Below are 16162 nucleotides of genomic sequence, written 5' to 3' on the forward strand. Positions count from 1 at the left end.
CTTTGGTATTAGCACTCAGATGATGCGAGTGCTAAAACAATTCTGGCACTCGGATGCCGAGAGTGCAAGCGAGCGCAGGGCCCTCTCAGGCAGCGCGCCGCCGCCGTCACGGAATGATCTCGACGCTGCCGCTGCTCGGCACCAATTCGACCCAGCTGTTGCCCGCCGCGAGGGTGATCGGCGTGCCGATGTCGCTGACCAGCCGGATGCTCCCCGCCGCGGAATCCTTGCTCCACATGCCGTGCACCGTCTTGCCTCCCGTCGACACCCAGGCCTCCCCCGTGCCGATCATCAGTGTGCGCGGGATGTCTTCGTAGCTGTAGTCGTCGATCTCGACCAACAGGGTGACGACATTGCTCGCGCGCAACTGTGCACCGGCGGCGTCCAGATCCGGAGCGCCCTCCTGGGAGCGCAGCCACGTTGCACTCCCGGCATCCCAACCCCAACTCGGCCACCGCGAGTCGGAGAAGCGCTGCTGCACGACCGAGTTGGGCGTGCCCTCGACCAGGGCCGTCGGCACCGAGGCGCCCTCCGCGTAGCTGAACTGTGCTGCCGGAGCCGGAAGATCGGTGTGGCGGCCGACGAGCTCGCCTGCGCGCACGATCACGTCGTGCGGCGACTCGTGCAAGTCGTCCCGATAGAACAGCCCGGAGTCGTCGAAGTCGAAGACGGCGTTGACGACGGGCGCGGCCATCATCATGTCGACGAACACCTCCTGCCCGCCGGAGTATGCGATGATCCCGCCGAACGGTGTGACGATGTCCGGGTCCATCGGCCGCACCGATCGAACGGGGCCGACCTCCTCCGGCAGATCGGAGTGCCAGATCGCGAGGTAACGGGTGAGCCCGCCCTCCACGAGTTCCTCGAACACGATGTCGGTGCGCTCCAAGCCCACCTGGGGCCTGGCACCCTCGTGGTTGTCGATCTTGGCGGCCAGCGATGGTCGGTCGAGGCCGCCGCTCGGCGCAACGGTTCCGCGCAGCGGCGCGAGCACGGGAGGCGGGGTGGGGGTTGCGGATGCCGTCGGCGTCGGCCGCGGCGTCTTGCGCGGCGTGCCGGCCGGCTCCTCGGCGGCGCAGGCCGCCGTCGCGAGCAGCAGCCCGAGTGTCAGTGTGGCCACTGCTGCGCGTCGCAGCGGCATCCGGAATGGACGCGTTCGAGAAGGCTTGGCGATGCTCACCCTGCACACACTAAGGCTGCGCGGAGCACTCGGACAGGCACGCCGCGTCCGGTGTGTCGCTACTCGCCTTCCGGGACGGGGAAGGTGGAACCGATGACGACGACCAGCGACGCCTGGCCGAGGTCGACGAAATCCTGGGAGAGGGCGATTCCGGCTCCGGGCACCGAGGCTGCGGCACCGAGCGCCGCGCCCTCGAGAGCCGGGTCGCTGTAGTAGACGGTGGAGTCGACGACGTCTTCCGTTGCGGCGTTGGAGCGCGTGGTGACGTTCCAACCGGCAGCTGCGAGCGTGTCGCCGACGGCGGCGGCCAGTCCGGCAGTCGGGGTGCCGTTCAACACCGTGACCGCGAGTGAGGGGTCAACGGTTGGCTCGACGACCGGTGCGGCCGTCTCGCTCGGCGGGGCGGATGCCGACGGCGTTGAGCCTCCCGCACCTCCGGCCCCCAGGGCGAGCTTGTCGTTCAGCACGAAGAGGGCACCGACGCCGACGCCGACGAGCACGAGGGTTGCCAGAGCCGCCCAGGCGAAGCCGATCCAGCCCCGCCCACGCTTGCGCGGCACGCGGTGGGCGCCGACCCGCTCAAGGTCGCTGGGAATCTCGTCGAAGCGATCGGGGTGAAACGAAGTTGCCATAGTGGGTCTGCCTGGCCTGATCTCTCTGGGCTATTGCTCTGGGCTATTGCTCTGGGCGATGTGCTGTCTGGACTGCTGCGGTGTCGTGCGGTGGTCTGCGCCGCTGCCTGGCGACCGGCGGTGCTGCTGCCATCGCCGTGCGGGCTACGCGGTGTCTCCGACGCGCTTCGACTCTGAACAGTATCCCTGATCAACCCGATGGCAGCTCACAGCGAGCTCTGCCCGCCGAGCGAGCGCCGCGCCCTGGCCTCGGCCCGCGCCTCGCGCATGCGCAGCAGCCGCTTGACCAGCATCGGGTCGTGCACCAGTGCGGCTGGCCGGTCGATGACGGCGCTGAGCAGCTGGTAATACCGTGGTGCAGACAGGCCGAGCTCGGAGCGGATGGCCTGCTCCTTGGCTCCCGCGTGTTTGAACCACTGGCTCTCGAACGTCAGGATGGCGAGCTCACGTTCACTCAGCGATCCGAGCGGCGCGTCAGACTCGTGCACCGAGCCGTCACCCTCGGAATCGTTCGCGTGATCCATCAACGAACTCCTTCCCGGCCGAGACCACCGCCCGGTCGATCATGGCGGCGATGTGGCTCATCATAGGCACTCGGGATCTGATCCGCAGCGACACTTCCGGGCAGTTCACTTTTCGGAATGCGCTGTGTTCCCGGTGCGTTGCAGCTGATGCGACTATCAGCCTGGCTGTTTAGGATTGCCGAGGCCGGCTTTCGGAATACCGAGGCCGCCCGCACGAACTGAGGAGAATCGTCATGAGCTATGAAGTGAACAAGACTGACGAGGAGTGGCGCGCGGGGCTCGATGACGACAGCTTCGCCGTGCTGCGACAGGCCGCGACGGAGCGCCCGTGGACGGGTGAGCTTCTCGACGAGGAACGCGCAGGCATCTACAACTGCGGCGCATGCAACGCCGAGCTGTTCCGCAGCGGAACCAAGTTCGACTCCGGCTGCGGTTGGCCGAGCTTCTACGAGTCGGTGCGCCCGGAGGCCGTCGAGCTCATCGAGGACAACAGCCTGGGCATGACGCGCACCGAGGTGCGCTGCGCCCGCTGTGGCTCCCACCTCGGCCATGTCTTCCCCGACGGTTTCGGCACGCCGACCGGCGACCGTTACTGCATGAACTCGCTCGCGCTCACCTTCTCCGCGGATGACGCATCCGCCGGCGCCGCCGCCGACGCCACCCCGAGTGAGTAGGCCGGCCATGGCGCGCACGAACTCGTCGATTCCCAAGGACGCCTCCCCCGCCTACAAGGCGGTCGCGACGCGCCGCTCCCACTCCAAGGTGACCGATCGGGCGCCGGATGCCCGCGAGCTCGAGTCACTGGTGGCCGCGGCCGGGCGTGTCGCCGACCATGGCTCGCTACACCCGTGGCGCCTCATCGCGCTACGCGGCGACGCGCGCTCCCGGCTCGGGGTCGCCCTGGCCAAGGCGGCGAAGCTGAAGGGCTCCGACGCCGCGTCACTCGCCGCGAAGCCCCTGCGCGCCCCGCTGCTCGTCGCCGTGGTCTTCCGGCCGGAGAAGAGCCAGAAGGTGGCCGATTGGGAACAGGAGGCCGTGGCATCCGGTGTCGCGCACATGCTCAGCCTGCTCCTGCATGATGCCGGGTGGGGCGTGATCTGGCGCACAGGGCCATACACGCGTGCCAAGAAGGTCGCGAAGATGCACGGGCTGCAGAAGGGCGAGAAGCTGCTCGGCTGGCTCTACGTCGGCGGGATTCCGGCGCGCAGCGGCAGCTCCCACACCAAGACGGTGCGCGCAGACAAGTACCTGACCACGCTCGACTAGGAGCGCTGCAGCGCGCTCAGCCGGCGCGGCGGGCGCCCCACACGCTGTTCGGCCAACCACTGGCGACGATGACGGCGATGAGCGCGAGGGTTGTGCCGGCGATCGTCGAGAACGCGACGGCCTGCGCCGAGAACAGCGCGTCGATCGCCAGTGCCGCCACAAGCTGCCCGGAGACCGTGGCGAGCCCGAGCAAGAGCACACCGGTCACGCGCACCAGTGCGGCCTGCATGGCAATGAAGATGCAGCCGATCGCGCCGCCGACGTAGAGCCAGGGCTCGCTCGGAAAGGCACTCGGCCAGCCGATGACGCTGTTGCGCACCACCGCGATCGCGACGAGGGCGGCGCTTCCGACGACGAAGTTGATCAGGGTTGCGCTCTGCGCGCTGCGGGCCGCTGCGCGCACGCGGCCGTTCACCGCTGACTGCCAGCCGACGAAGACGCCGGCGATGAGAGGCAGCACAAGCATCCAGACGGGCACCTCGCCACCGAGTTGCGCAGAGACGGCCCAGCCGACGGCAACGAGCGCGAGGGTCGCACCGAGAACCCGGCTCAGGGTGAGGGGTCGACGACCGCCGGGGGCGAGGCCGATCCGGTCGAGAATGAGGCCGCTGACGGTCTGCCCCGCGACGACGGCGACCGTGAACAGTGCGACGCCGAGCACGGCCGCGGTGAGCCCCTGAGCTGCAACGAGCAGCGCACCACCGAGGCCGCCGAGCAGCATCCACGGCCGCAGTTCTCGCTGACCGTGCTCATCCGGGCGCAGCGCACGCCGCACGCGGCCAAGGCCCACTCGACCTGGGTGCCAGAAGCAGAGCACGACGAGCAGGATCACCAGCCCAGAGCCGAATGAGATCGCCGCAGCCGTGAATCCGTCGTCCAGTCGGCGACCGAGTTCGCCATTGATGCGCGACTGCACAGCGACGAGCGCCCCGCAGGCCACGCCAATGACGAGGGCCAGCCACGTCGGAAAGTGCCGGTGCACCTCGGGAGTCGAATCGCTTGGTGTGCCGGATGCCGCAGGCACAGGTGTCCGCTCAGAACTCATCGTTCCAGCCTAGGCCGCGGCCGCCCACGACGGAGCCGCGCGGCGGCCCGGATCGAGGTGGGAAAAGTGTGGGGCCGGCTGCGGGACTTGAACCCGCAACCCCCGCTTTACAAGAGCGGTGCGCTACCAATTGCGCCAAGCCGGCATGAGACGGTGCTCCAGATGGAACATGACTCGCGACTAACAATAACCGCTCGCCGCTCCCCGTGAAAATTCACGGAGGGCGACGAGCGGTCGATGTGTGCGAAAGCCCGGTGTCAGCTCGTCGGAGCCGGCGTGGGGGTCGGGGTCGACGTCGAGTAGGTCTGCCCCGTCGCCTGCTGCACGAACGCCGCGAACTCCTTGGGATCTTCGAGCGAGCCGACGTACTGCTTGCCGTTGACGAGAACCGTCGGGGTGCCGGAGACCTTCTCAAGCTCGGTGTTTGGCAGCGGGCCGACGAGGGCGCGGTCGGTGGCGTTGAGCACCCAACCCTTGAACTGATCGTCGTCGATGCAGGTGTTGATCTTGCTGAGGTTGGAAACCCCGGCATCCTTGATCCGCTGCTTGATCTCGTCGTTGTTCAGCGCCGCGGTGTTCTCCTGCGGCTGGTCGATGAACATCGCGGAGTTGAAGACGAAGAAGTCGTCAGGCGAGTAGTTCGCAACACAGGCGGCGGCGTTGGCGGCACGGAGCGAGTACTTGGTTCCGGCGGACTTGCTCGTCTGCGTTGCCAGCGGGTGCACCTCGAGGGTCGCGGCGCCCGACTCCAGCCAGCCCTGGATCTGCTCGCTGTTGGTGCGCTCGAAGTCACCGCAGAATGGGCAGAGGTAGTCGACCCAGACGCGGATGTCGGCGACAGCGCCGCTCTCGTCCGGCTGCGACGGAATGGGCTTCGCGTCGGCCGCCAGTGCCGGCGTCCGCACCGCGACGAGACCCTCGCCGATCAAGATGCCGTCGCTGGCCATGTTCGCGGGGCCGGGGCCCTCAGGCCGGAAGCTGTTGACGACGATGAGCGAGATGACCGCGATGACGGCGACGATGCCGACCGCGATTCCGCTCTGGAGGAGCACCTTGTTGCGGCGATCCTTCTTCTTCTGCTGCACGCGCAGTTCGCGAGCCTTCTCGCGCGCGGCTTCACGACGCTGGTTTTTCGTGGGCCGGGGCTCGGGGGATGCGCCGATGGTCATGTGTTTAGTACTCCGAATATCGAGGGGCGCGCAATTCATGCAGACGCAGTCCAAATAGTAGGTCGTGTGTCTGTGAAATGGCCAAAAACACAGCAGAAAGCCGAAACCGCGACGGAATCTGGCGTCTGCCGGAGCGCTGCCCGCCGTCGCCATAGCACGCGTGTGCACGGAGCCTTCGGGCTCGTGGCATACTGATTCTGGTCGCCGCTGACCAGCAGTGGCACCATCCATCACAACGGATCGTCCGGCACGTACCTGCCGGTGAAGGAGATACACCCATGGCATCTGTAACTTTCGACAAGGCAACGCGCCTCTACCCCGGCGGTACCCGCCCGGCTGTTGACGCCCTTGACCTTGATGTCGCTGACGGCGAGTTCCTCGTTCTCGTCGGCCCCTCCGGCTGCGGCAAGTCCACCTCGCTGCGCATGCTCGCCGGCCTCGAAGAGGTCAACGGCGGAAACATCTTCATCGGCGACCGCAACGTCACCGACGTTCCGCCGAAGGACCGCGACATCGCCATGGTGTTCCAGAACTACGCGCTGTACCCGCACATGACCGTCGCCGAGAACATGGGCTTCGCCCTGAAGATCGCCGGCGTCAACAAGGACGAGCGCGCCGCCCGCGTTCTCGAGGCAGCCAAGCTCCTCGACCTCGAGGCCTACCTCAGCCGCAAGCCGAAGGCCCTCTCCGGTGGTCAGCGTCAGCGTGTTGCCATGGGTCGCGCCATCGTGCGTCAGCCCCAGGTGTTCCTCATGGATGAGCCGCTGTCGAACCTCGACGCCAAGCTCCGCGTTCAGACCCGTACCCAGATCGCGTCGCTGCAGCGTCGTCTCGGTGTCACCACCGTCTACGTCACGCACGACCAGACCGAGGCGCTCACCATGGGTGACCGCATCGCCGTGCTGAAGGACGGCCTGCTCCAGCAGGTCGGAACCCCGCGCGACCTGTACGAGTCCCCGAACAACGTCTTCGTTGCCGGCTTCATCGGCAGCCCGGCCATGAACCTGTTCAACGCCGACATTGCTGACGGCGGTATCCGCTTCGGCAGCGCCGTCGTGGCCGTGGAGCGTCAGGCCCTCGACTCCGCCAGCGGCAAGAGCGTCACCGTTGGTGTGCGTCCAGAGGACATCACCGTCTCCACCACCCCCGGCAGCGGCCTCGAGGTCGACGTCGACCTGGTCGAGGAGCTCGGCGCCGACGGTTACCTCTACGGTCACTCCACCGTTGACGGCAAGCGCACCGACATCGTCGCCCGCGTCGACGGCCGCGCCCACCCGAACGCCGGCGAGAAGGTCTGGCTGCTCCCGACCCCCGACCACGTGCACGTGTTCGACGCCGAGTCGGGCGACCGTCTGCTCAACAAGGCAATCGCGCACTAATCGCGTTCCGTACAACGGCCGGTGGGGAAACCCGCCGGCCGTTGTCGTTTCCGCCGACGGTTCGCGGATGCCGCGTGCTGCGGCATCCGGTGCTCTTCTGGTCTCCTGGTTCCTCTCCTCCGCCCCCTCCTCCCACACGACTAGGCTCGAATCATCATGAGTGGCTCTCTCAACATCACCTCGGCCATGGCCGACCCCGCCCTGCTCGACCTGCCGTGGCACATGCCGCTCGACGCGTGGCCGAACGAGAACATCGCCTCGCTGCCCAAGGGCATCTCGCGCCACCTCGTGCGTTTCGCCCACCTCGGCGGGCACGTCGTCGCCATCAAGGAGACGACGGCCGATATGGCGAAGGGCGAGTACGAGATGCTGCGCACCCTGCAGCGCATGGAGATCCCCTGCGTCGAGCCGATCGCCGTGATCACGAATCGGAGCGACGGCGAGGGCGAGATGCTCAAGCCGGTTCTCGTCACCAGGCACCTCAAGTTCTCACTCCCCTACCGCGCGCTGTTCTCGCAGACGCTGCGCCCAGACACCGCAACCCGTCTCGTCGACGCCCTCGCCGTGCTGCTCGTGCGCCTGCACATCGCCGGATTCTTCTGGGGCGACGTCTCGCTCTCGAACACCCTGTTCCGTCGCGACGCCGGAGCCTTCGCCGCCTACCTCGTCGACGCCGAGACCGGTCAGCTCTACACGGGCGGCCTGTCCAACGGCCAGCGGGAGAACGACCTCGAGATCGCCCGCGTCAACATCGCCGGCGAGCTGATGGACCTCGAGGCCGGCGGCCGCGTCGCCGACGAGCTCGACCCGATCCGCATCTCGAACGGCATCGTCGACGCCTACCGCAAGCTCTGGAAGGAGCTCACCGGCTCCGAGTCCTTCGACTCCTCCGAGCGCTGGCGCATCAGCGAGCGCGTCGACCGCCTCAACGCCCTCGGCTTCGACATCGAAGAGCTCGCCATCAAGACCGACGAGACCGGAACAACGGTGCGCATCCAGCCCAAGGTCGTGGATGCCGGCCACCACCAGCGCCGCCTGCTGCGCCTCACCGGCCTCGACGCAGAGGAGAATCAGGCCCGCCGCCTGCTGAACGACCTCGACTCCTACCGCGCCAGCTACGGCAAGACCGAGTTCGACGAGGAGATGGTGGCGCACGAGTGGCTCATGCGCGTGTTCGAGCCCGTCGTCCGCGCGATCCCGCTCGACCTGAAGGGCAAGCTCGAGCCGGCCGAGGTCTTCCACCAGCTGCTCGAGCACCGCTGGTTCATGGCGCAGAAGCAGGGCCACGACATCCCGCTCGCCGAGGCGCTCAGCTCGTACATCAACGATGTGCTGCGCCACCGCCGCGACGAGGCGACGATGATCGCGCCGGAGACCGGCCTCATCACGACGGCGATCCCCACGGCCGCCGCCGACGATGACGACGTCGACTGGCGCCTCAAGGTCTAGCCAGCTCGTCCCCGCTCGGATGCCGCGGCGCCCGTCCATCGAGAGTGCAGAATATGCGCAGGAATCAGCGATTCCTGCGCATATTCTGCACTCTCGGCACTGCCAGCCGCGGTGATCAGCGCGCCAGTTCCGCGCGCCGTCCCGCGACGATCGCGCGCACGCGCGTGATGAAGGCCCTGAGCTCCTCGCCCAGATCGTCGGCGGTGACGCGGATCACGCGCCATCCGGCCGCCTCAAACTTCTCGCGGCGGCGGATGTCGGCCCGGAAGCGCCGCTTGCTCTCGCGGTGCTCGTCGCCTTCGTACTCGATGGCCAAGCGCAGATCGGGCCACGCAAGGTCGGGATGCAACGTGAGCGTCCCGTGATCCACTGCAACCGGGAATCCGATCACTGGCTCGGCAAAGCCGTGCGCCACCAGCGCGAGGCGCAACCGGGTCTCCTGCGGCGAGTCCACGCCGACCCGCACGTGTTCGAGCGCCCAGCGCAGCGCCGTCGCCCCACGGCCGGCACCGTGTCGAGACACAGCAGCCCGGAGCTCCTCCAGCTGTGCCAGCGCGTCGCTTCGGCCGCCACCAGGGCGGCGGATGCCCGAGAGGATGAAGTCACCCGCCGCGGTGAGTTCCTCGCGGCTGAGCGCTGCGGCGAGCTGACACCAGGTGCTCGCGGCATCCGTCACGGTGAATCCACCGACCGAGTCCGCGCACGGTGTGTCGATCGGCAGCCGGTGGCCGATGACACCCGCGCGGCGCGGTCCCTGGCCGCCCAGCGCACCCACGTGGAGTCGAGTGTCAGCGCGGAGCGAGCGCGGCAACGGCAGGCCCAGCAGCGCCGCCGCCGTCTGGGCACAGAACACATGGTTGCGAGCGAGCAGGGGTTCGTAGCTGAGGCAGCGGTCGAAGACGTTGTCGGCGCGGATGCCGAGCGTGCGCACGCCGTGGAACGGGGCATCGAGTTCCCGCGAGCGCAGCCTCCCGGGGGTCAGCCCGTGGTGCCCGGTTGCGGCGGTGCGGAAGGCCGCACCGCGCAGGTATGACTGAAACGGCCTCTGCTCCGGCATGCTCACCATGCTGCCGCATCCGCCGACCGGCCATAGAAGTTATCCACAGCCGGTCGAGAGTGCAAAAATTGCGCAGGATCCGGGGATTCCTGCGCAATTTCTGCACTCTCGGCCGGGCGGATGCCGCGGCATCCGCCCGCGTGAGCTACTTCTTGAGGGCGCGCAGGCGCGAGATCTCGTAGAGCGTCACGGATGCCGCAATGCCGGCGTTCAGCGACTCGGTCGCAGCGCTGATCGGGATCGATACGACCGCGTCGCAGGTCTCGGTGACGAGGCGCGAGAGGCCCTTGCCCTCGCTGCCGACAACGACGACGACCGGGCGGTCGGCCAGCTCGAGGCCCGGCAGCATGACGTCGCCGCCGCCGTCGAGTCCGAGCACGAAGACGCCGGCATCCTTGAACGCCTTCAGCGTCTGGGTGAGGTTCGTCGCCATCGCGACGGGGGTGCGCGCCGCGGCACCGGCCGAGGTCTTCCACGCCGAGGCGGTGAGACCGACGGAGCGACGCTGCGGGACGATCACGCCGTGGCCACCGAAAGCGGCCGTCGAGCGGATGATCGCGCCGAGGTTGCGCGGGTCGGTGATGCCGTCGAGCGCGACGAACAGCGGCGTCTGGCCGCGGGAGATGACCTGCTCGAGCAGCTCGGTGGGGTGCGCGTACTCGTACGGCGGCACCTTGAGCGCGAGGCCCTGGTGCACGCTGTCGCGACCGGCGAGGCGGTCGAGCTCCGGGCGCATGACCTCGAGGATCGGGATACCGTTCGCGGTGGCCAGCTTGAGGGCCTCCTTGACGCGGTCGTCCATCTCGACGCGGGTCGCGACGTAGAGCGCGCTCGCGGGGATCTTGGCCCGCAGCGCCTCGACGACGGAGTTGCGACCGGTGACGATCTCGATCTCGTCGCCCGACTTCGGCTTGCGGCCACCGGCGGGGCGGCCGGAGACGGCGACGTTGCGGGGAGCGCCGTCCGGACGACCGGCGTCACGGGGCGCGCTGCTGCGGCGCTTGCCACCGCTGGCCGCCTCGTAGCGCTCCTGCGCCGCCTTGCGCTTGCCGGCGGGGTGGTACGGGCGGTCCTCGGCCTTGGGCGTGGGCTTCTTGCCCTCGAGGGCCTGACGCCCCTGGCCGCCAGAGCCTACCTGAGGGCCGCGCGCGCCCTTGCGTACGGCGCCGGCGCGGGGCTTTCCACCTGTGTTCTTCATGATTCAAGACTCCAATGTGCACCCGTCTGGGTGTCTTCGAGGGTAATTCCCGCGGCCGTGAGTTCGGCGCGGATGCGGTCTGCTGCCGCATAGTCTTTGTTGTCGCGCGCGGTGGCGCGATCGTCGATCAGCCGGGAGACGAGCGTGTCGAGGGCGGCGCGGGCCGCCGTGTCCTCGTTCGTCGCCCAGGCGGGAGAGAGGGGGTTGATGCCGAGGATCTCGGTCATCGCGACGACCTCCGAGCGTGCGGATGCCGCCGCCTGGAGGTCTTCGGAGTCGAGCGCGGCGTTGCCGGCCCGAACGGTCTCGTGCAGCACGGCGAGGGCCTGCGGAACGGCCAGGTCGTCGTCGAGGGCGCTGGCGAAGGCGTCAGGGACCTGCTCGACGCCACTGCCGGCGAAGCGCGTCCCGGCGAGGCGCCGGTCGACCCTGGCGAGGAAGCTCTCGATGCGTTCGAGGGCGGCCTCGGCCTCCGGCAGCGAGCCGGCCGAGTAGTCGATGGTCGAACGGTAGTGCGCCGCGGCCAGGTAGTAGCGCAGCACGAGCGGACGGGCCTGCTCGAACAGCTCGGCCGCGTAGACCGAGTTGCCGAGCGACTTGGACATCTTCTGCCCGCCGGTGTTGACGAGGCCGTTGTGCACCCAAAAGTTCGCGAAGCCGTGCCCGGCCGCGCTCGACTGGGCGAGTTCGTTCTCGTGGTGCGGGAAGCGCAGGTCGAGCCCGCCGCCGTGGATGTCGAAGTGGGCGCCGAGGTACCGCTCGGCCATCGCCGAGCACTCGATGTGCCACCCTGGACGGCCTGGACCCCACGGGCTGTCCCAGCTGGCCGAGCTCGGCTCCCCGTCCTTGCGCCCCTTCCAGAGCGCGAAGTCACGCGGGTCGCGCTTGCCGCGCGGGTCGGCGTCGGCCGCGGCCTCCATGTTGTCGCGGTTCTGCCTGGTGAGCGCACCGTAGGCCGACCAGCTGCCGGTGTCGAAGTAGACGTCGCCGCCGTGTTCGCCGTCATCTGCTGCCGCATAGGCGTGGCCGCGCTCAATGAGCTCGGCGATGATGGCCTGCATCTGCGGGATGCTGGCCGTCGCGCGCGGCTCATACGTCGGGGGCAGGATGCCGAGCTTGTTGTATCCGGCGGTGAACTCGAGTTCGATGCGGTACGCCAGCGCCCACCACGGCTCGTTGTCGGTGGCGTTGGCGAGCACCTTGTCGTCGATGTCGGTGACGTTGCGCACGAATGTGACGGCGAGCCCGCGGTAGTTCAGCCAGCGGCGCAGCAGGTCGTAGACGAGGGCGCTGCGCAGGTGACCGATGTGCGGGCTCGACTGCACGGTGGGTCCACAGACGTACATGCCGACATGCCCCGCTGTGATGGGGGTGAAGTCGCGCAGGGCCTGGGCCTGGGAGTCGTAAAGTCGCACGGTCACTGACGTAGTCTACCGGCGCGCGCCTGTGTCACCGCTGGTCGTGTCGGTGGCGCCGTTCACGCTGCGGTCGCAGGCCTCAGGCGGGATAGAGCAGCGCCGTCGCGACGGCGGCGACGCCGTCTCCCCGACCGGTGAAGCCGAGCCCGTCCGTCGTGGTTGCCGCAATGCTGACCGGGGCGCCGAGGATGCCGCCGAGCAGTGCTTCGGCCTCGAGCCGCCGCGGCGACAGCTTGGGGCGGTTGCCGAGCAGCTGCACCGAGACGTTGCCGATACGAAGGCCGGCCGCCTCAACGAGGCGACGCGTCTCACGCAGGAACACCTCGCCGTGGGCGCCGGCGAGCCGCGGGTCGTCCGTGCCGAAGATGCCGCCGATGTCGCCGAGTCCGGCCGCCGCGAGCAGCGCATCGCAGACGGCGTGCACCGCGACATCGCCGTCGCTGTGCCCGGAGAGCCCGCGCTGGCCTGGCCAGTGCAGACCGGCGATCCAGAGTTCGGGGGCGTCCGCGCCGTCCTCGGGTGCGAAGGCGTGCACGTCGACACCCGTCCCGACTCGGGGCACGGCGCGCGATCCGGCACTGCCAGCGCTCTCGGCGAGCAGTCGCTCCGCCCTGGCCAGGTCCCACGCGGTCGTGATCTTGAAGGCCCGCTCGTCGCCGGCGACCGTGCCGACGCTGTGACCGAAGGACTGGAGCAGTGCCGCGTCATCGGTGAAGTCTGCACTCGGGGCCGCGTATGCCTCGTCGAGTTCGGCGCGCACGAAGCCCTGCGGCGTCTGCACGGCCGCGAGCTCCGAACGGTCGACGGTCTCCCGCACGAGCCCGCTCGCATCGACGCGCTTGATGGTGTCGACGACGGGCAGCGCCGGGATGACGCCGGCGCCACTGGAGCGCACCGCGGCGATCACGGCCTCGAACTGGCCGCTCGGGGTCAGCGCGCGGGCGGCATCGTGCACGAGCACGACGCCGACGCCCGGCGCGACGGCAGCCAGACCGGCCGCAACCGAGAGCTGTCGGCTCGCTCCCCCGACGACGACGCTGGTGTAGTCGACGGCGGGGCCTGCGGATGCCGCCACGATGGCGCGGGCGCGTTCGAGCTCGGCATCCGGTGCCACGACGATCAGCTGCACGGCCTCGCGCACGGCGAAGACTCCGTCGAGGGCGTGCGCGAGCATCGGCCTGCCGCCGAGTGTGACGAAGGCCTTCGGCTCGGCGCGGCCGAGACGCGTGCCACTCCCGGCCGCCACCACGATCACCGCGACGTCGACCCCGGCAGCGCCGGCCTCAGCCGCGTCGGCCGCAGAGACACCGACGCCCTCACCCGAAAAGTTCATGCTCAGAGGCTATCGCGGCGCGGATCGCTCCAGCCTCCCGGTTCGGCGGAGCGCCAGCAAACCCTTGAGAGAATGGGGGCGTGAAACTCAGTGTCTTCTCCGATGTGTGCCTGCGCACGCTGATGCTGCTCGCCTCGCGCCGCGACGAGCTCATCACGACGCGGGACATCGCCGAGCAGATCGGCGTTCCGTACAACCACGTCGCCAAGGCCGTGCTCGAATTGCGCAACCGCCTGGCCATCGAGGTGAGCCGCGGTCGGCACGGCGGCTCGCGGATCACCGCGCACGGGCTCCAGCTGACGGTCGGAGCGCTGCTGCGCGATCTCGACCCGCGTGCCGACGTCGTCGACTGCGTGTCCGCGCACGGCGTCGCCTGCCCGCTGCTCTCCCAGTGCGCCCTGCGCTCGGCGTTGCGCCGCGCGCGCGAGGCGTTCTACGCGGAACTCGACGGCATGCGCATCGAGGACCTGACCGGCACCGCCAGCACAGCGATGCTGCCGTTCCCGGTCCTGCGCTAGTACGTCCGAGAGATACGGCCCGGCGGGCCGCCGTTTCGCGATCGTGAAAAGCCGCTTGATCTGGGGCTTTTCCCTCGATTTGCATCTGACTTCTACACGGCGTAGAACTTAAGCGTCAATCTTGCATCACACAGGCAAGATAAGAGTCAGCATCGTCATCTAGGAGCCACACCATGCTTTCCGAGAAGTCCCGCCCGGTCATCGAAGCCACGCTTCCCCTCATCGGTGAGCGCATCCCGCACATCACCCCGAAGTTCTACGCGCGGATGTTCGCGGCACGGCCGGAGCTTCTCGACGGGCTGTTCTCCCGTGCGAACCAGAACAACGGCACCCAGCAGCAGGCCCTCGCGGGATCGATTGCCGCGTTCGCCACCCACCTCGTCACCAACCCGGGCACGCTCCCAGAGGCCGTGCTCGCGCGCATCGCCAACAAGCACACCTCCCTCGGCATCACCGAGGATCAGTACGGCATCGTGTACGAGCACCTCTTCGCCGCGATCGTCGATGATCTGGGCGAGGCCGTGACGCCGGAGGTCGCGGAAGCGTGGACGGAGGTGTACTGGCTCATGGCCGATGCGCTGATCAAGATCGAGAAGGGCCTCTACGCCCAGCAGGCGAACGACAAGATCTGGACCCCGTGGACGCTCGTGGCGAAGGAGCCGGCGGGAGTCGGATCGATCACCTTCCGCTTCACGCCGGCCGACGACACGGCGGCCACCGTCGCCAAGCCCGGCCAGTTCGTCTCGGTGCGCGTGCCCCTCAACGACGGCATCCGCCAGTGCCGCCAGTACACGCTGAGTGACTCCGTGACCTCGACGACGGAGCGCGTCATCACGACCAAGTTCGACGAGGGCGGCGAGGTCTCGCCGTTCATGCACGAGAGCCTCAGCGTCGGCGACGTTATCGAACTCTCCAACCCGTACGGCGACCTCACCATCGACACCACTGGCGCGCCCATCATCCTCGCGACCGCCGGCATCGGCTGCACCCCCAGCGCCTCCGCCTTGGCCACACTCGCCGCCGCCGGATCAGACCGCCAAGTGCTCGTGCTGCACGCCGAGGCCACCGAGGAGGCCTGGGCGCTGAAGGAGCAGATGCGCGAATCCATCGGTGCCCTGCCGAACGCCGAGCTGAAGCTCTGGCTCGAAGACATCACGGCCAGAGCCGATGACACCGAGGCCAGCGAGGGCTACATGTCGCTCGATGGGCTGGAGCTGCCCGCCGATGCCCGCCTCTACCTCTGCGGTCCGCTCCCCTTCATGCGCTCGCTGCGTTCGCAGGCGATCGATGCCGGCATCCCCGCGCGGAACATCCACTACGAGGTGTTCGGGCCCGACCTCTGGCTTGCAGCCTGATCGTAGGCAGCGAGCCACGACAGGTACACGAAAGCCCCGGCCGTCTGGCCGGGGCTTTCGCAACATCAGTGAATCGGGCGAGCCGAGTCGGATGGGCGATGCTACGAGGCGAGAACCTCGTCGAGCACGGTGGAGGCCTTCTCCTCGTCGGTCTTCTCCGCGAGCGCGAGCTCGGAGATCAGAATCTGACGGGCCTTGGCCAGCATGCGCTTCTCGCCGGCCGAGAGGCCGCGGTCCTGGTCACGGCGCCACAGGTCGCGGACGACCTCGGACACCTTGATGACATCGCCGGATGCCAGCTTCTCCAGGTTCGCCTTGTAGCGGCGCGACCAGTTGGTGGGCTCCTCGGTGAACGGCGCGCGGAGCACCTCGAACACGCGGTCGAGCCCTTCCCGGCCGATGACGTCTCGCACACCGACGAGATCGACGTTCTCGGCGGGAACCTCAATGGTCAAGTCACCCTGGGTGACATTGAGCTTGAGGTAGAGCTTCTCTTCACCCTTGATGACACGGGTCTTGATTTCGATGATCGTTGCAGCACCGTGGTGCGGGTAAACGACGGTTTCGCCAACCTCAAAAAGCATGAATTGATATCCCTTCAGCAACCTCTATGATACCACAGCCGCAATAGTGGTAAGG

Annotated in this window: 16 protein-coding genes and 1 tRNA gene; 6 read left to right on the forward strand and 11 right to left on the reverse strand. The window is 68.3% G+C overall.

The window, feature by feature from the left end; all coding sequences use genetic code 11:
- Window positions 1–106: 106 nt before the first annotated feature.
- The 3 genes from EV379_RS12400 to EV379_RS12410 form a co-directional block, all read right to left on the reverse strand.
- Window positions 107–1120, reverse strand: coding sequence for a DUF3048 domain-containing protein (locus EV379_RS12400; protein ID WP_165397362.1), 1014 nt, complete (start codon window positions 1118–1120; stop codon window positions 107–109).
- 119 nt (window positions 1121–1239) lie between these two features.
- Window positions 1240–1812: a LytR C-terminal domain-containing protein gene (locus tag EV379_RS12405; RefSeq protein WP_130506405.1), complete on the reverse strand. Its 573-nt coding sequence runs from the start codon at window positions 1810–1812 to the stop codon at window positions 1240–1242.
- A 206-nt stretch (window positions 1813–2018) separates the two neighbouring features.
- The gene (locus EV379_RS12410; RefSeq protein ID WP_130506406.1) at window positions 2019–2336 is read right to left on the reverse strand and encodes a DUF3263 domain-containing protein; all 318 of its coding nucleotides are present in this window, start codon (window positions 2334–2336) and stop codon (window positions 2019–2021) included.
- A 233-nt stretch (window positions 2337–2569) separates the two neighbouring features.
- Here EV379_RS12410 and msrB point away from each other — a divergent pair, with 233 nt between their 5' ends.
- Together msrB and EV379_RS12420 are read left to right on the forward strand one after the other, a co-directional pair.
- Window positions 2570–3010: a peptide-methionine (R)-S-oxide reductase MsrB gene (gene msrB / locus EV379_RS12415; RefSeq protein WP_130506407.1), complete on the forward strand. Its 441-nt coding sequence runs from the start codon at window positions 2570–2572 to the stop codon at window positions 3008–3010.
- A gap of 7 nt (window positions 3011–3017) precedes the next feature.
- The gene (locus tag EV379_RS12420) at window positions 3018–3602 is read left to right on the forward strand and encodes a nitroreductase family protein (RefSeq protein ID WP_130506408.1); all 585 of its coding nucleotides are present in this window, start codon (window positions 3018–3020) and stop codon (window positions 3600–3602) included.
- 16 nt (window positions 3603–3618) lie between these two features.
- Here EV379_RS12420 and EV379_RS12425 read toward each other — a convergent pair whose 3' ends face one another.
- The 3 genes from EV379_RS12425 to EV379_RS12435 all read right to left on the reverse strand — a co-directional run bounded on the left by EV379_RS12425 (window position 3619) and on the right by EV379_RS12435 (window position 5816).
- Window positions 3619–4647 carry a DMT family transporter gene (locus tag EV379_RS12425; RefSeq protein ID WP_130506409.1) on the reverse strand — a complete coding sequence of 343 codons (1029 nt, stop codon included), beginning with the start codon at window positions 4645–4647 and terminating at the stop codon, window positions 3619–3621.
- 69 nt (window positions 4648–4716) lie between these two features.
- A tRNA-Thr gene (locus tag EV379_RS12430) sits at window positions 4717–4792 on the reverse strand.
- Window positions 4793–4904: 112 nt separating this feature from the next.
- Window positions 4905–5816: a DsbA family protein gene (locus tag EV379_RS12435; protein WP_130506410.1), complete on the reverse strand. Its 912-nt coding sequence runs from the start codon at window positions 5814–5816 to the stop codon at window positions 4905–4907.
- Between the two features lie 278 nt (window positions 5817–6094).
- Between EV379_RS12435 and EV379_RS12440 the strand changes: the two genes are divergently transcribed.
- Both EV379_RS12440 and EV379_RS12445 read left to right on the forward strand, forming a co-directional pair.
- A complete protein-coding gene (locus tag EV379_RS12440; RefSeq protein ID WP_130506411.1) occupies window positions 6095–7195 on the forward strand; it encodes an ABC transporter ATP-binding protein in 1101 nt (366 codons plus the stop codon).
- A gap of 156 nt (window positions 7196–7351) precedes the next feature.
- Window positions 7352–8644 (forward strand): DUF4032 domain-containing protein, encoded by a 1293-nt coding sequence (locus EV379_RS12445; protein ID WP_130506412.1) that lies wholly within the window; start codon window positions 7352–7354, stop codon window positions 8642–8644.
- Window positions 8645–8759: 115 nt separating this feature from the next.
- On the opposite strand, the gene EV379_RS12450 is transcribed toward EV379_RS12445, so the two are convergent.
- The 4 genes from EV379_RS12450 to ispD form a co-directional block, all read right to left on the reverse strand.
- Window positions 8760–9701 (reverse strand): hypothetical protein, encoded by a 942-nt coding sequence (locus EV379_RS12450; RefSeq protein WP_130506413.1) that lies wholly within the window; start codon window positions 9699–9701, stop codon window positions 8760–8762.
- Window positions 9702–9846: 145 nt separating this feature from the next.
- On the reverse strand, window positions 9847–10899 hold the full coding sequence (gene rlmB / locus EV379_RS12455; protein WP_130506414.1) for a 23S rRNA (guanosine(2251)-2'-O)-methyltransferase RlmB: 1053 nt from the start codon (window positions 10897–10899) through the stop codon (window positions 9847–9849).
- Entirely contained in the window at window positions 10896–12320 is a 1425-nt protein-coding gene (cysS, locus tag EV379_RS12460; protein WP_130506415.1) for a cysteine--tRNA ligase, read from the reverse strand. Before cysS ends, rlmB begins: the two co-directional genes overlap by 4 nt.
- A 76-nt stretch (window positions 12321–12396) precedes the next feature.
- The gene (gene ispD / locus EV379_RS12465) at window positions 12397–13650 is read right to left on the reverse strand and encodes a 2-C-methyl-D-erythritol 4-phosphate cytidylyltransferase (RefSeq protein WP_130506416.1); all 1254 of its coding nucleotides are present in this window, start codon (window positions 13648–13650) and stop codon (window positions 12397–12399) included.
- Window positions 13651–13730: 80 nt separating this feature from the next.
- Here ispD and EV379_RS12470 point away from each other — a divergent pair, with 80 nt between their 5' ends.
- Window positions 13731–14168: an RrF2 family transcriptional regulator gene (locus EV379_RS12470; RefSeq protein ID WP_130506417.1), complete on the forward strand. Its 438-nt coding sequence runs from the start codon at window positions 13731–13733 to the stop codon at window positions 14166–14168.
- 173 nt (window positions 14169–14341) lie between these two features.
- Window positions 14342–15523, forward strand: coding sequence for a globin domain-containing protein (locus EV379_RS12475; protein WP_130506418.1), 1182 nt, complete (start codon window positions 14342–14344; stop codon window positions 15521–15523).
- Window positions 15524–15624: 101 nt separating this feature from the next.
- Here EV379_RS12475 and EV379_RS12480 read toward each other — a convergent pair whose 3' ends face one another.
- On the reverse strand, window positions 15625–16107 hold the full coding sequence (locus EV379_RS12480) for a CarD family transcriptional regulator (RefSeq protein ID WP_055837187.1): 483 nt from the start codon (window positions 16105–16107) through the stop codon (window positions 15625–15627).
- Window positions 16108–16162: the final 55 nt, after the last annotated feature.

Origin of the sequence: Microterricola gilva, from assembly GCF_004217495.1 — a bacterium.
Classification (GTDB): domain Bacteria; phylum Actinomycetota; class Actinomycetes; order Actinomycetales; family Microbacteriaceae; genus Microterricola; species Microterricola gilva.

Bases quoted from the DNA above. Each gene is read 5' to 3' on its own strand.
- EV379_RS12445 (WP_130506412.1), top strand. From the start codon at position 7,352: ATGAGTGGCTCTCTCAACATCACCTCGGCCATGGCCGACCCCGCCCTG.
- EV379_RS12480 (WP_055837187.1), bottom strand. From the start codon at position 16,107: ATGCTTTTTGAGGTTGGCGAAACCGTCGTTTACCCGCACCACGGTGCT.
- EV379_RS12405 (WP_130506405.1), bottom strand. From the start codon at position 1,812: ATGGCAACTTCGTTTCACCCCGATCGCTTCGACGAGATTCCCAGCGAC.
- EV379_RS12420 (WP_130506408.1), top strand. From the start codon at position 3,018: ATGGCGCGCACGAACTCGTCGATTCCCAAGGACGCCTCCCCCGCCTAC.
- EV379_RS12435 (WP_130506410.1), bottom strand. From the start codon at position 5,816: ATGACCATCGGCGCATCCCCCGAGCCCCGGCCCACGAAAAACCAGCGT.
- ispD (WP_130506416.1), bottom strand. From the start codon at position 13,650: ATGAACTTTTCGGGTGAGGGCGTCGGTGTCTCTGCGGCCGACGCGGCT.
- rlmB (WP_130506414.1), bottom strand. From the start codon at position 10,899: ATGAAGAACACAGGTGGAAAGCCCCGCGCCGGCGCCGTACGCAAGGGC.
- EV379_RS12425 (WP_130506409.1), bottom strand. From the start codon at position 4,647: ATGAGTTCTGAGCGGACACCTGTGCCTGCGGCATCCGGCACACCAAGC.
- EV379_RS12440 (WP_130506411.1), top strand. From the start codon at position 6,095: ATGGCATCTGTAACTTTCGACAAGGCAACGCGCCTCTACCCCGGCGGT.
- EV379_RS12450 (WP_130506413.1), bottom strand. From the start codon at position 9,701: ATGCCGGAGCAGAGGCCGTTTCAGTCATACCTGCGCGGTGCGGCCTTC.
- EV379_RS12475 (WP_130506418.1), top strand. From the start codon at position 14,342: ATGCTTTCCGAGAAGTCCCGCCCGGTCATCGAAGCCACGCTTCCCCTC.
- msrB (WP_130506407.1), top strand. From the start codon at position 2,570: ATGAGCTATGAAGTGAACAAGACTGACGAGGAGTGGCGCGCGGGGCTC.
- EV379_RS12410 (WP_130506406.1), bottom strand. From the start codon at position 2,336: ATGGATCACGCGAACGATTCCGAGGGTGACGGCTCGGTGCACGAGTCT.